General features: G+C 42.1%; 10 protein-coding genes. 6 read left to right on the top strand and 4 right to left on the bottom strand.

Going from position 1 to position 15361, the window contains the following annotated elements; genetic code table 11:
* Position 1: 1 nt before the first annotated feature.
* On the bottom strand, positions 2-1642 hold the full coding sequence (locus CYL31_RS07940) for a (2,3-dihydroxybenzoyl)adenylate synthase (RefSeq protein WP_212918387.1): 1641 nt from the start codon (positions 1640-1642) through the stop codon (positions 2-4).
* The gene (locus CYL31_RS07935; protein ID WP_212918386.1) at positions 1639-2814 is read right to left on the bottom strand and encodes an isochorismate synthase; all 1176 of its coding nucleotides are present in this window, start codon (positions 2812-2814) and stop codon (positions 1639-1641) included. The genes CYL31_RS07940 and CYL31_RS07935 overlap by 4 nt, the downstream gene beginning before the upstream one ends.
* 202 nt (positions 2815-3016) lie before the next feature.
* On the opposite strand from CYL31_RS07935, the gene CYL31_RS07930 reads away from it, so the two are divergent.
* From CYL31_RS07930 to CYL31_RS07905, 6 genes are all read left to right on the top strand, one after another.
* Complete coding sequence (locus CYL31_RS07930) at positions 3017-4117, top strand: ABC transporter substrate-binding protein (RefSeq protein WP_249411732.1); 1101 nt, start codon at positions 3017-3019, stop codon at positions 4115-4117.
* Positions 4118-4343: 226 nt separating this feature from the next.
* A complete protein-coding gene (locus CYL31_RS07925) occupies positions 4344-5444 on the top strand; it encodes an ABC transporter substrate-binding protein (protein WP_212918385.1) in 1101 nt (366 codons plus the stop codon).
* Between the two features lie 31 nt (positions 5445-5475).
* Positions 5476-6528: a FecCD family ABC transporter permease gene (locus tag CYL31_RS07920; RefSeq protein ID WP_212918384.1), complete on the top strand. Its 1053-nt coding sequence runs from the start codon at positions 5476-5478 to the stop codon at positions 6526-6528.
* Positions 6529-6531: 3 nt separating this feature from the next.
* On the top strand, positions 6532-7365 hold the full coding sequence (locus CYL31_RS07915; protein WP_212918383.1) for an ABC transporter ATP-binding protein: 834 nt from the start codon (positions 6532-6534) through the stop codon (positions 7363-7365).
* Between the two features lie 80 nt (positions 7366-7445).
* The gene (locus tag CYL31_RS07910) at positions 7446-8678 is read left to right on the top strand and encodes an MDR family MFS transporter (protein ID WP_212918382.1); all 1233 of its coding nucleotides are present in this window, start codon (positions 7446-7448) and stop codon (positions 8676-8678) included.
* A 189-nt stretch (positions 8679-8867) separates the two neighbouring features.
* Complete coding sequence (locus CYL31_RS07905) at positions 8868-12869, top strand: non-ribosomal peptide synthetase (protein WP_212918381.1); 4002 nt, start codon at positions 8868-8870, stop codon at positions 12867-12869.
* 111 nt (positions 12870-12980) lie between these two features.
* On the opposite strand, the gene rnk is transcribed toward CYL31_RS07905, so the two are convergent.
* Both rnk and CYL31_RS07895 read right to left on the bottom strand, forming a co-directional pair.
* A complete protein-coding gene (gene rnk, locus CYL31_RS07900; protein WP_212918380.1) occupies positions 12981-13394 on the bottom strand; it encodes a nucleoside diphosphate kinase regulator in 414 nt (137 codons plus the stop codon).
* Between the two features lie 301 nt (positions 13395-13695).
* Positions 13696-15357, bottom strand: a complete 1662-nt coding sequence (locus CYL31_RS07895; protein WP_212918379.1) for a glycoside hydrolase family 3 protein — start codon at positions 15355-15357, stop codon at positions 13696-13698.
* Positions 15358-15361: the final 4 nt, after the last annotated feature.

The following is a 15361-nucleotide window of genomic DNA, read 5'->3' as shown; positions in this document are numbered from 1 at the left end:
TTTACAGTGTTTTATCGAGTTGAGAAGTGAGTTGTAAACGTTGGCGTATCACCTCGCGTAATGCGACTTTGTTCGGCTTGCCAACGGGCGTTAGGGGAAGAGAGTCAATAAACTCAAACCTATCAGGCACTTTATAATCCGCCACGCCGAGCCCTCTTAGATATTTACGTAACGAGAGACTTTTCATGCCGTGACTGGCGATTTTCGGGACAATAAAAGCACAGCTCTTTTCTCCCATCATGCTGTCCGGCATAGAGACAAGCGCACTGTGCATAATCTGCTCATGCCTCAATAAAAGGTTTTCTATTTCTTCCGCAGCAATTTTTTCACCACCACGATTAATTTGATCTTTATCACGTCCGACTACAGTCAAATAACCCTTATCGTTACGGCAAACCAAATCCCCTGAATGATAAAACCCTTCCTCATCAAACACCTTGGCATTATGTTCTGGCGACTTGTAATAACCACGAATGGTATAAGGACCTCGTGTCGCTAATTCACCAACCTCACCTACTGACGCTTCTTCGCCAGCTTCATTGATGATTCTTACCTCATCAAGTGAACACATGGGGCGGCCTTGCGTCGTCACTATTGTTTCGAGGTCATCATCTAATCTGGTATAGTTCACCAAACCTTCAGCCATACCAAGAATCTGTTGCAACTGACAGCCCAATATTTCCGGCACTTGTCGAGCAAGGCTTTCACTCAGTTTTGCACCACCAACCTGCATTAGCTGCAAAGAAGATAAAGACGCATTATTGGACGGTGCCGCTTGTAACCACAGAGCCAAAGCAGGAGGAACCAAAGCGGCAACAGTCACTTGATGGCGTTCGATTAATTCGAAACACGTATTCGCATCAGGACTTGGTGACATAACAACGCACCCACCAACATGAAAAACACCAAAGGCACCAGGAGAACTCAGAGGAAAATTATGAGCACAAGGTAACGCACACAGATACTGTGTAGTGGCCGTAAAGTGGCAGATTTCAGTACTACGACGCACACTAAAAAAGTAATCGTTGTGGGTTCTTGGGATTAGCTTTGGCGTACCTGTACTGCCACCAGAAAGCTGAAAGAATGCCACCTCATCGGCCTTACTTGGCACAGCTGTTAATAAAGTACTTGTCGATGAAGCCAGTACATTTTCAAGTGTCTCAGCCCATTCTGATTTACCAATAATCAAAGCGTGCTGTAACTCTTTTGACAATGCTCTCAACGTATTGAAAAAAGCACCATCATGAAACAAGACGTGCTCATCACTGGCAATAATAATTTTAGGCTCGATTTGGCTGGCGTAAGCGGTCAACTCAATTTTGTTATGGCTAAACAATGCGTTAACAGGAGCAACACCAAGACGCATAAGCGCAAAAAACACCACATAAAACTCAGCAATATTAGGAAGCTGGACCAATGCGGTATCTCCAGTTCGCAAACCAAGCCCCTGAAAATAAACAGCTAATCGCCTAGATTGAGAACACAAATCTTGATAACTCAACGACCTTTCACCACAAATAACAGCGACATTTTCTTGTGGTGCGTTATCAATTAGATCCAGTAATGGCCGATCAGTCCAATACCCCTTTTCTCGATATTTCTTGGCAAACGATTCTGGCCAAGGCGTAAAAGCAATACTCATATCACATCTTCCTTTATTCCAAATGCATTCAGCATGGTGCGCATTTTTGCGCTGGTTTCTAACCACTCACTTTCTGGATTTGAATCAGGCACTACACCAGCTCCAGCGAATAAGGTCACCTTATTACCTGACACTTCGGCACAACGTATAGCAATAGCCCACTCCCCATCACCTTTCGAATCACACCAGCCGACCAAACCGCTAAAGAATCCACGTTGATGAGGCTCAAGTGCTGCAATATGATGCTGCGCGGAGACTGTTGGCGTGCCACACATAGCAGGCGTTGGGTGTATTTGTTTAATAAGATCAAACACGGAAGGAGGATTTATTGCTGGAAGCCTTGCTTCAATGTCCGTTGATAAATGCCACATTGTTGGTGTCGCGATTACACTGGGCTCCTCTTGTGTTTTAAGGCTTTCTACAACAGGCAACAGAGCAGCCCGAATGGCATCTACAACAAGGCGGTGCTCGTATTGATCTTTCGCTGAATTTGCAAGAGTTTTTGCTGCTTGTCGATCTGCATCGGCGTTCTTCAAACGTTTTGCTGATCCAGCCAATGGATTTGAGAATATCTTATTACCCTGCTTCCTAATAAGTAATTCAGGGCTAGCACCAATTAAAACACTATTTTCGAGCGGTACACTAAAGTGATAAGCACTTGGATTTTGCGCCATTATATTGGCCAATAAGCGTGGCACATCAACACTTTTGTCTAAGGTTAACTTCAGTATTTTGGATAAAACAACTTTCTTCAAAAGGCTATTTTCAAAGATAGATAGCGCCTGCTCTATCATGTCTAAAAAATCTACATGATTTGGAACAAAGCTTTGCTCACTTGCATGATGAATAAAATCCTTATCGATAAATGGAGACAAGTTATGATCCAGAGGCTTAACTCTTTCATACCACTCAGGCACCACCAGTTGAGCCGGCTGATTCATATCAAATGGAATAGCTCCTACTAGAATGGGATTACATTTGCCTTGAGCCTGCTCTTTTTTAAATACAGCTTGAACCTCTTGGCGGAAAGAATTACTCAGCAGTGGGACAGCAATGCGTTGGCGAATTCCGTTTGTACGCACAAGACTGGAATTAGAATTGAATAAAAAAACATCATCTTGTGACTGATGAGGCACTAAGATATCGGGATGTTCAGGGAAGGTAACGTCCATAAAATCTCCTGTAATGATAACCATTATCAAAAGATAATATAAACTTAATGATAACCATTTTCAATTAAAACCAAAATAATCACTTGTAAATTATCTGTAAGCGTACTATTAAAAGTAGAGAGCATTTTAAAATTAATAGGTAATTCACCACTTATACAGAGCATAAAAAAAGCGAAAAATCATCCTCAGTAAAGAGTACTTTATGAATCAGCTTCTTAAATTTATACTGATGTTAGGGATGTTTTCCTTGGTTGGGCCAACCCAAGCGAGAATGACCGTGATCAATGACGTTTTAGGCCGCAAGGTAGAAGTGGACTTGCCTGCACAAAGAGTGGTTCTAGGTATATACGCTGAAGATTATATGGCTATCGGCACAGAAAGTGCTTTTGATAAAGTAGTAGGCATTTCACGCGATACATGGGAAATCTGGCGTCCTGAAAACTGGAAGCTTTACACCAACTACCGCCCTTCGTTGAAAGATATTCCTGATGTTGGTGAAGTCGAGACTAAAACCTTCTCCATTGATAAAGTAATTAGTTTAAACCCCAGCGTGATTTTACTAGCAGATTGGCAATATAAAGGCTTAGGTACGGACATTGGCCGTTTCAATGACGCTAACATTCCAATCGTCGTCGTTGACTATAATGCTCAAACATTAGACCGCCATATTAAAAGTACGATGATTATCGGCCAACTTACAGGGCAAAATAAACGAGCGAGAAAAATTTCAGACGAGTACAAGCAGACAACAGAATCTACATTACAACGAATAAAAGCAGCTGACTTAGCGAAGCCTCGTACCTATGTAGAATACGGTAATAAAGGGCCAAACCAATACAGCTTCACTTATGGGAAAAATATGTGGGGGGCAGTCATTACTATGCTTCAAGGAGACAATGTTGCGACACCGTTTATCGCGTGGTGGGGATCGATGAGTCCTCAGCAAGTTTTAGACTCAAAACCCGAAGTAATCTTCATTTCAGGTACCGAGTCTGGAGTAAGAGGAGACGCTATGGTAATGGGACAGGGGATTGACCGAAAGCTGGCTGAATCTCGTTTAAAAGACTTCACAAAGCGCGCTGGCTGGCAGCAATTACCAGCAGTAAAAAACCAACGTATTTATGGTATATACCATGGCGCTGCTCGTACTATTTTAGGCGCCTCTATGGTTCAATTTATAGCAAAGTCCATGTACCCAAGTTTATTTAAAGACATCGACCCAGAAGAAGAATACCTAGATTTCTATAAAAAATATTTGCCTGTCGTACCAACGGGCACCTTTACTACTCAAATAACGAAATAATATTCATTATTTAAACTACGATAGGAGACCTTTGCACTAAACCACCAGCAAAGATCTCTAAATTTGAATAAAAGCCTTCTCTCTCCTAACCCAATAGCATCCTATCTTTATAATATCTAGGAATGATTCTTAAAATCGCCTTAAATCTTAATAAAGCTCTTGATAATTTCTCATCCATACGTAAGATGCCAAACAAAAACCATTCTCAATAAAAAGGATATTTTAAATGAAACTACGAGCTCTACTTATTTACGCTTTGGGGATGTCTATTTTTGCAGGATCAGCCCAAGCAAAAATGACCGTCGTTGATGACGTTTTGGGAAGAAAAGTTGAAATAGATTTACCTGCTAAGCGTGTCATCCTAGGATTCTACGCCGAAGATTACATGGCCATAGGCACCGAAAACGCATTAGACAATGTAGTTGGTATTTCCCGTGACACATGGGAAGGCTGGCGTCCAGCAAGCTGGAATCTTTATACAAACTACCGTCCTTCATTAAAGGATATTCCAGATGTGGGCGAAGTAGAAGCGCAAACCTTCTCTATCGAAAAAGTCATTAGCCTTAAGCCTAGCGTTATTCTACTAGCAGATTGGCAATATCAAGGGCTTGGTACTGATGTTGAACGCCTAGAAAATGCAGGTATTCCAATCGTTGTTATCGATTACAATGCTCAAACATTAGAGCGCCACATTAAAAGCACACAAATTATTGGCGAACTAACTGGGCAAGAAAAACGCGCACAAGAAATAGCAGATGACTATCAATATACGATAGAATCCACCCTACAGCGTATAAAAGCCGCTAAGTTACCAAAACCACGCACTTATGTTGAGTTTGGCAATAAAGGCCCAAGCCAATACAGCTTCACTTATGGAAAAAATATGTGGGGCGCTGTCATTACCATGATGGACGGCGATAACATTGCCACACCGTTTGTTGAATGGTGGGGACCAATGAATCCAGAGCAAGTACTGGCGTCACGACCTGAAGTGGTATTTCTTGCCGGCACAGAATCAGGAATGGCAGGTGATGCGATAGCAATGGGTCAAGGCGTAGATAGAAAATTAGCCGAGTCTCGCCTAGCTGGTTATAAAAAACGCACCGGCTGGAAACAAATGCCTGCGGTGAAAAACAACCGAGTATATGGCATATACCAAGGTGCTTCTCGTACTATTTTGGATGCATCTATGGTTCAATTTATCGCTAAATCTATGTATCCGAGCCTATTTAAAGATATAAATCCAGAGCAAGAATACTTAGACTTTTATAAAAAATATTTACCTGTTATACCAACAGGCACTTTTACCGCGCAAATAACGGAGTAATATTCATCGAGATCATGATGAATCCATACCTATGCAATCAGACTTAATCTCTGATGCGGTCTCAAGCCAACGACGCAGCGAAAAGCGTCGTTGGTCAGTTATCAGCATCCTATTAATCATTCTTGTCTTGTCTTTTGTATTAGATGTCGCGACCGGCCCATCTTTACTAAACGTAAAAGATGTTGCCAATGCTCTACTCAGCCTGATTGGCTTTCCGGTAGACGTGGATCCTACAACTCAGGTCATTGTGTCTAACTTACGCCTTCCCATTGCCATCATGGCGGTGGTTGTCGGTGGCGTATTGGGTGTTGGTGGTGCGGAAATGCAGACCTTACTCAATAACTCTATGGCAAGCCCATACACATTAGGTATGGCGGCAGCGGCGGGATTCGGTGCTGCCATGATGTTGTATTTTGGCTCATTAGGACTTAATACCAATATTGCCGTTCCGCTAGGAGCCTTTGTTTGCTGCATGCTAGCAGCAACATTTTTATTTGCGCTGGCAACCATGAGGCACATTAGCTCAGGACAACTGATATTGGCAGGGATTGCGCTATTATTCCTGTTTCAATCTTTATTATCGCTTGTACAATTTATTTCTTCGCCAGAACTGAGCCAACAGATCCTATTTTGGCTCTTCGGCAGCTTATCAAAAGCCTCTTGGTCTAATCTTTCTATTATTATCGGTGTTACTGTCGTCTGTATGTTCTTTTTAATACGCGATGCATGGAAGCTAACCGCATTACGCTTAGGTGAAGAAAGAGCTAAAAGTCTTGGTGTTAATATCACTCAACTCAGGTTACGAACTTTATTGATCGTTGCCGTTATGACGGCAACAGTTACCAGTTTTGTTGGTATTATTGGCTTTGTCGGCATTGTGGCACCTAATATAGCTAAGATGTTGGTTGGAGAAGACCAGCGTTTTTTCTTACCTCTGTCGTTTATCATCGGGGCCTTTTTACTCTCTAGTGCGTCAGTATTGTCTAAAGTGATCGTGCCTGGTGCACTCTTTCCTATTGGCATTGTCACTGCCATCATAGGCGTGCCCTTCTTCTTCTGGTTAATTTTAGGTAAAAGGCGCTAACCGATGCTGTATGTAAATAACCTTAATGTTATCTTAGATGACCTTGTGCTGGCGAAGGACATGTCTTTTCACTTAGAACCTGGCAAGGTCAACGTCATTATTGGGCCTAATGGCACGGGGAAAAGCACTTTATTAAAAACCATATTTGGCGACATCCATGCCAAATCGGGTAAGATATCGTTCGCAAACGAGACCTTACAACGTAAACAGTTATCTCGTTGGCGAAAACAGTTCGGTTACATGCCACAAGACATTCGTCTTGATGTGGAACTAAGCGTTTTAGAGGTGGTTCTACTTGGGCAATTAAACGCACTAGGCTTTCGATTAGATGATAGCGTTATTAAAGAAGCCTTATCCGCTCTTGATAAAATTGGTCTCTTGCACCTAGCAGATCGTCCAGTCAATAAACTCAGCGGTGGTCAGTGCCAGATGATTTTATTTGCTCAAGCTTTAATGCGTAAACCCAAAATACTTATGTTAGACGAACCCGTAAGCGCATTGGATCTGCATTTTCAGCACGTCCTTCTTGACCATTTAGATACCCAAACAAAAGAACAGGGCTGGATCACCATCATGGTGCTTCACGACCTGAATCTTGCCGCTCAATATGCTGACAATCTGCTGGTTCTTAAAAATGGCAAGCTAATCGCCAACGGTCACCCAAATGACATACTCACGCCATCGCTAGTGAAAAATGTGTATAACGTTGATGCCGATATTACAAAAGACGCTACTGGCATTCCTTTTGTACGCACCATCCGAAGTAATCGCTCAGTCTCCATCAAAAACAAAGAACCAAAAGAACAAACAATAAAAGTCGCTGAAGGTGTTATCTGAGCACTCTAGTCAAAACAAACTTCAACAGCCAAACACCTGCTGCACACTATTATTTTATTAAGGCTTAAATTAACTACATCATGTTTTCGAAACTCTTGATAAAAGATTGGCAATTACTTTCTCCTGCGGGACGAGTATTGGTGATAAACGGTTTTACATTCAATCTTGGCTTTTACATGTTGCTGCCCTATCTGGCTGATCATTTACAGCATAATTTGGGCATCAGCGGTTGGTATGTTGGCGCAATCATTGGGCTGAGAGTATTAAGCCAGCAAGGCATGTTTTTAGTCGGTGGGACTTTAGGTGACAGATTAGGCTACAAACGCTTAATTTTATTAGGCTGTGCGGTTCGTATTATTGGCTTTACCTTATTAGGCGTTGGGCAAACTGTCCCTATTTTAATGTTAGGTGCATTTTTCTCTGGTTTTGCAGGTGCTCTTTTTACACCGAGCAGCCAAGCTTATTTAGCATCTGAGTATCAAGAGCAAAAATCCAGAGATAAGGTTTTTGCGTTGCAAAGCCTAATGTCTGAAGCCGGAATGTTACTGGGGCCGTTAGTGGGCTTGTCTCTACTCTACGTTGGTTTCGCTTTAGTTGGTGTTGTTTCTGCTGGGTTATTTACTTTACTACTCGTTATTCAGTGGCGCTTTTTACCTGAATTGGCATCACAAAGAAACACCACACATGCCCACTCAAAGTTTTGGAAACAATGGGGACAAATGCTTACACACAAAGCCTTTATGCAATTTGTCTTGTGCTCTTCCGTTTACCACTTACTGTTTCATCAACTATACATTGCCATTCCTCATGAAATCCGTGTAGTCACTCAAGATGTGAGCATTATTACTTGGGTTTTCGCAACATCCTCCATTTTGGGCGTATTAATGCAAATGCCTGTGAGCCGATTCGTGGAGTCGCACTTGGGTACAGCACGGGGCATTGGGTTGGGTATGGCAATTATGGGCTCCAGCTATCTTTGGCTCAATCTCAGCTTACCTTGGATACCAGCATTGCCTTTCATAATTTGCGCTGTCTTTTTTAGCCTTGGTTCTATGCTGGTGTTTCCGCTGTTAGGCGCTTATGTCCCTAAGTTTTGCCCACCAAAAGAATTAGGAAGCCATTATGGTTTGTATTCTTGCGTCGGTGGACTGTACGCCTTTATAGGCAACATCGGCACAGGCTGGCTACTGTCTTCGACTAATATAGACCACGGTTGGATTTGGCTAGGGCTTGCAGGATTTGGAGCCTTATCTGGCGCATTACTTTTTTTACAAGTGACCAATCATATAAAAAATCAAAATCTCACCTTTTAACGCTAAACGCCCTACCCTAAAGCCTCACTTAGTCTAAAAAATAAACTTTATTCAAGCGATATATTCATATATATGTAAAGTTTTCTTAATATACTTAATTATAGAATAGACTTATGTTATTTTAAGTAAATATTTAGTATAAAATGATCACTAAATACACATGGATTACGTTTTTGCAGGAGCAGACAAATGATTAAAAGTCATAACAATTGCTATGGTTCAAAAGAGCCTATTTCTAAACAATCATTTGCATTTCCCCTTTCGACTGCTCAACGTGGGCAATGGATAGCCCAAAAACTAGCCCCTAAAGATACAGCTTTTAATGTTGCCGAATACGTCGAAATTAAAGGATTCGTTGACATAGTCCACTTTACTTCTGCTATTAAACAGCTTATCAGCGAAGCTGATTGTATACGCAGCCAAATCGTCGAAGAAGACGACAGAATCTTCCAAATAGTCCATCAAATAGATGAAGGTCATTTCTCGTTATTGGACTTCAGCTCTACGGAAAGTCCTCTTCAAACAGCAATGACATGGATGACGGACGACATGATGCAGCCGCTCACCAACCCCGGCGATATATTGTGGCGTAGCGCTTTAATTAAAATCGATGAACATCATTACTACTGGTATCAGCGCTGCCATCACGTTGCACTCGATGGTTTTGGAGGGAATTTACTTACCTTAAGGCTCGCTGAAATTTACAATGCTCTGTTAGATAATCGAGATACTGGCCCAAACCCCTTTGGCTCTCTAGCAGAGCTTATCGAAAGTGAAAACGTCTATAAATCCTCCAAACGCTACAAAAAAGATCGTCAATATTGGCTAGAAAACCTGATCAACTTACCTGAGACGACATCTCTTTCTCAACGAATTGACCTATCAAATCAGACAAGTCAGTTACGTAAAGCGCTTCATTTATCGCAAGAATTAACAGATAAACTAGCCATAGTTGGACAAACTGTTAATGCTAGTCTGCCACAAACACTTATTGCTCTAGTTGCCGCGTATTTTTATCGCATGACAGGAGCAAATGATTTAGTTTTTGCAATGCCAGTGACAGCAAGAACACAACGCTTACAACGTAGCACACCAGGAATGATGGCTAACGCCGTTCCTATACGCTTAAGCTTATCAACTGAAATCACGCTAGAAGAATTAATAACACAAGTGTCTAAAGTAGTACTTAGAGCCCTGCGCCATCAACAATATCGTTATGAAGATCTAAAACGTGAGCTGGGTTTAATGTCTGCTGGACAGCAAATTGCCTCATTAGGCGTCAATATTGAACCTTTTGACTATAACCTAGCATTCGGTGACTGCTCGACTTCACTGCACAATTTAAGTAACGCCTTAATCGACGATCTCACCGTCTTTATCTTCGACAGACATGATAATAATGGCTTAAAAGTAGAGTTCGATGCCAACCCTACGCGTTACACAGAACAAGAACTAGAAAACCATTTAGAACAGTTTGAACGCCTTATAGATGGAATGATATTAGCTCCCGCCAACCCTATCAGTAAAGCAGCACTATTATCGGAAAATGAACGTCATAAAATTCTGCATACATGGAACAATACTGCTTGCCCTATTCCACAACAGTCCGTGGTTGAAGCATTTAATGCTCAAGTAATCAGCAATCCGACATCCATTGCAGTTTCTTCTGAGCAAAGTACATTAACCTATTCAGAACTTGATGCCTTGTCTAATGCATGGGCGAACAAGCTAATAAAAGAGCAAGTTTGCGCTGGTGATTTAGTCGCTATTGCACTAATGCGAAATACAGACATGTTAGTTGCTTTACTCGGCACACTAAAAGCTGGGGCTGCGTATTTACCACTGGACCCAGACTTTCCAGAAGATCGTCTTCGTAGCATAGTGGAAGATGCTAATCCTAAATTAATACTCAGCTGCCATGGTGCTATTGGACAGTTACCTACAGTCGCTACACCGATAATTCTGATTGACGACCCACATTCTGATATCTCTTTAGACAAAAGTGTTTCGCATCCTACTGAGTTAGCTATTTCAGGAAACAGTTCAGCCTATGTTATTTATACCTCGGGTTCTACGGGTCGACCAAAAGGGGTAGAAATCCCACATGGCGCCTTGATGAATTTCTTATACGCCATGCAAAACGAACTCAATCTTACAAGCCAAGATAAGTTCTTAGCTGTTACCACCATTTCATTCGATATTTCTATTCTTGAATTGTTCTTACCAATGACAGTTGGAGCATCCGTAGTGATTGCTGATAGGAAAACCGTTCGAGACCCACAAGCTTTAACAGAGCTCGCTGTCCAAGAAGGCGTAACCTTGCTCCAAGCTACACCGTCTCTTTGGCAGGCATTATTACCAACCTATAACAATGAACTAAAAGGCATTCGACCTTTGGTTGGCGGCGAAGCGTTACCTGGGCAACTTGCTCAAACCATGTCGAATCTAGGTCACCCAGTGGTAAACCTTTATGGTCCCACTGAGACAACGATCTGGTCGAGTATTATGCCGCTTATTAAGCAAACAGACCTTCGTCACCCTCCAATTGGCAGACCGCTTCTAAATACTCAAATGTATGTTTTAGACCACGCAATGGAACCTGTTCCAGTAGGTGTAACAGGCGACCTATACATTGCTGGTGATGGTTTAGCTCTAGGCTATTACCAACGACCAGACTTAACAAACGAACGCTTTATCTCAAATCCATACGGCAAAGAGGGCAGCCGCCTATACATTACAGGAGACAAAGCTCGTTGGCGCCAAGATGGATTATTGGAGTACCAAGGCCGCGACGACCATCAAATTAAAATCCGCGGCTTCCGTATTGAAATTGGTGACATAGAATCCGCTTTGCTCGCATGTCGAGAAGTCATTCAAGCGATTGTCGTAGCGCAAACATCACCCAATGGAGACAAACAGCTAGTTGCCTATGTTATCCCAGTAGACGCAAATCTAGACACCAGTGAACTACGTCGCCAGTTGATCAATGCTCTTCCTGACTATATGGTCCCAGCACACTTCATGCTGCTCAATGAAATGCCGCTCACTCCAAACGGAAAAGTGAACCGTAAGGCCTTACCCCTTCCGACTTGGCAAGCATCTAATAGTTATGAGGCACCAAGAAACCAGCTCGAGGAAATGCTCACCAATTTGTGGGCCGAAACTCTTGGGCTTACTCTTGTTGGCATCCGAGATAATTTCTTTGAAATTGGCGGTGATTCCATCTCCGCCACAAGAATATTGAATCACATTCAGAAAAACTTATTGATTGAAGTCCCCTTAGGCGTTTTATTTAAAGCCTCAACTATCGCCGACCTTTCTGATTACTTGAGTCGTAGCGAAGATTGGGACCCTATGATTAGCATGCTTCCCATTAAATCAAGCGGTACGGATTCGCCATTATTTTGTATTCATCCAGCACTTGGACTTTCTTGGGGATACGCAGGGCTATTACGTCACTTATCCAAATCAACACCTGTATTTGGCTTACAAGCAACAGGGCTGCGCCATGCAGCACGTTTGCCAGAATCCATAGAAGACATGGCGGAAGAGTACTTATTGCAAATCAAACGCGTACAACCAAAAGGGCCGTATCGCCTTCTAGGTTGGTCATTTGGCGGTCTGGTTGCTCATGCGATTGCAGAAAAACTACAAACTGAAAGGGAAAGTGTATCCTTTTTATGTATGTTAGACAGCTACCCATACAAACTAGACTACCAGCAACCCAAAAACGAAGCAGATATTGTCAGGGCAGCTCTACTCTTCCTTGGTTATGATCTCAGTACATTGGAAAAACTGCCGATTAACAAAGAAGAATTAGCGTCATTGTTATGGCGAGATTATGACGATTCTTCCATGTCAGTGGTTCAAGATATCCAAAAAAGCCAAGCAGATATTATGGACAGAGTTCAAATTATCATCGAAAACAACTTAGCGCTCGCCGGTCGCTTTAAACCTGGGAAGGTTGATACAGGTTTACTGTTTTTTGTTGCAGAAGAAAGTGCTAATGGTTCAATGGGAAATATTCTCGAGCATCAATCCAATGCTTGGGCATCAAGAATTACTGGCAATATAGAAACTCACAGCATCCCTTGCAAACATCAAGACATGCTGGACTCTGATCCTCTCAATATCATTGGCCCAATAATCAAAGAACACTTATTAAAGTCGACTGAAAAGACTTCAAACTAAATTACATAATAGATATAAAAATAGCCCCCAAAATTGGTTGTCCAACTATTGGGGGTCACTTCACAAAGGGGCTATTTTTTTATTAACAAAAGCTGAATCTAAGCAATACCTCTAGCGCTGGAACTCACCAGCACGTTCAGGCTGATAATCCACCTTAACAATGGTAACAGACAGCATATCGCCATTTGGCTTAGGCCAATCAATTTGATCACCTTCTTTTAGACCAAGTAATGCACTGCCAACTGGCGCTAAAACCGACACCGTATCCTCTGCGCCATTAGCATCTTTTGGGTATACCAAGGTTTTTGAAAACGCCTTGCCAGAAGATAAAACCTTAAAAGTAACAGTCGAATTCATCGTCACAATATTGTTAGGCATCTCTCGCGGCTCAACAATGTCGGCGCGATTAATTTCCTCCTGTAAATCATCCTTGTTGGGAAATTGGGAATAACTTAATGAATCCAGTATCTTCTCAAGTCTCTCAGCATCTAATGATGAAATGGTTATTTGCGGTCTTTGCATCATAATCTACCTTTTCTTTCTCTTGGCCTAACCCATTACTTAAAATAGAAAAAAGCCGCAGATAAACATGTTACCTACGACTTGATTCAGAATTTTTTCAGTGTGTAAAACAGTATAAAGGAAGGGAAATTTGCTCTGGCAAGAAACCTTCCTTGTTTTTTTATAACACTCGCTCTTTCCAATTCGTGCGGTGGTTTTGCACCACAATAGACCATCATAAGCGAGTTAGAAGACAAAGTCAGCAAACAAAAAAGAGCTTATGTGCACCAAACACACTCGCTTTTTTCATCAAACCAATTATCGATCAATAACGCAGTTGCTCTAACCCACAAAAAGGATCTATCGCGGCATCAGTATTAAAACTTAATCGCCCTAACAAACCATCCACGACAGCTTTCTGGACCTCTAACAAAGGACTGTACGCGTTGATGTAGGTTGGTACTTTAGGTGCATCATATAAAAGATAAGGATGCCCAAATGACACCATTACCGTTGGAATATCAACCCAAGGGCGGAACATGGCGTTACCAAAGCCTTCATGCAAAGCCATCCAATCAATATAAATATGCGACTTCACCAACATAGATTCATCTGCACTTAGGTAAAGCACCCAATCATAGTTTTTCGTATCCAATGCCATTCCGGCTTCAAACACAGTGACTTCAAAGCCTTCATCTTCCAACATTTTAGGTACATGAAGTGGTATAGCTTCAGGCACAAAAATGTTTTTGATTCCTGTTGATATCACTAAAACGCGTTTGTGTTTCGCTGGACTGATTGGCAAAATATCATGGCGATTTTTCACCAAATGCACAGTACGACGGTTTAACTCAGGAATATTATCGGCATAATCTGAAGCCAATAATGCGTTAAATTTATCGGCATTGATTTCTTCCTGTTTGTGCTGCAACCCCAAAGCGGCTTTCATTGCTAAGATTCGCATGACAGATTGCTCTAATCGCGCTTCCGACACTCGACCTTCACGCACGGCGTTGAGCATATAGGCGTAATCTTCAACTGGATCCTTACAAAACAGCAGCATGTCGCAACCATTTTCGATGATCTCAGCGACCACATCTTCACGTTTTGCCCAGCTACTCAGTCCGGCCATAACAGACGCATCTGACACAATTAAACCATTAAACCCCAGTTCATCACGCAATAGCTGCTTATTGAGCAATTTACTCACACTGGCTGGGCGCCACCACTCTTCAGGATTTTCCTCATGAGCCTTAGCATACTCAGGCAACGCAATATGTGCCGACATGATAGACATCACATTGCTATCAATCGCACTGCGATAAAGCCGTCCGTAACGCTCTTCCCATTCAGGCATAGTCAGCGGATTAACAGTTGTTACTAGGTGCTGGTCTCGATCATCAAAACCTTCGCCAGGCCAATGTTTAGCCGTTGCCGCTATGCCATTTTTTTGGAATGTATTGATATTAGAACAGCTCATGGTTTCAATAATATCCACGTCACTACCGTAAGAGCGTGTTCCTACGACGGCACTACGAAACTTAGCATTAATATCGACAACCGGTGTAAATGACCAATTAATTCCCAGCAACGTTGCTTCTTGTGCTATCACGTTAGTACAGTATTCCACCGCACTCTCGTCTTTCAATCCAGCAAGGCCAAGTTGATTAGGCACTTGAGCACCAAACGAAAAACTCATACCTCCGCCTTCAAGATCACCACTCACCAAAAGAGGAACAGTAGAATGGCGACGTAATTGATTCATCATCTTTACTTCGGTATCAAGATCGTGCCCGACAAACTTAGTCACCGCACCAGGTTGAATCGAATCAATAAGAGACAATTCTTCTGCGGAGTTTGCTCTCACAATAAGATTAAACAACTGCCCTACTTTTTGCTCTAGCGTTAGCTTTGAATATGTTTCATTCACCCAAATAAGAGCTTCATCATCTAAAAAAAATGGTGCTTTACGAAATAGCTCATTCATAAAA

The sequence above is a fragment of the Marinomonas sp. A3A genome (assembly GCF_018336955.1).
GTDB lineage: Bacteria > Pseudomonadota > Gammaproteobacteria > Pseudomonadales > Marinomonadaceae > Marinomonas > Marinomonas lutimaris.
The sequence above is the reverse complement of the archived record's forward strand: the minus strand, read 5'-3'. Positions and strand labels throughout refer to the sequence as shown.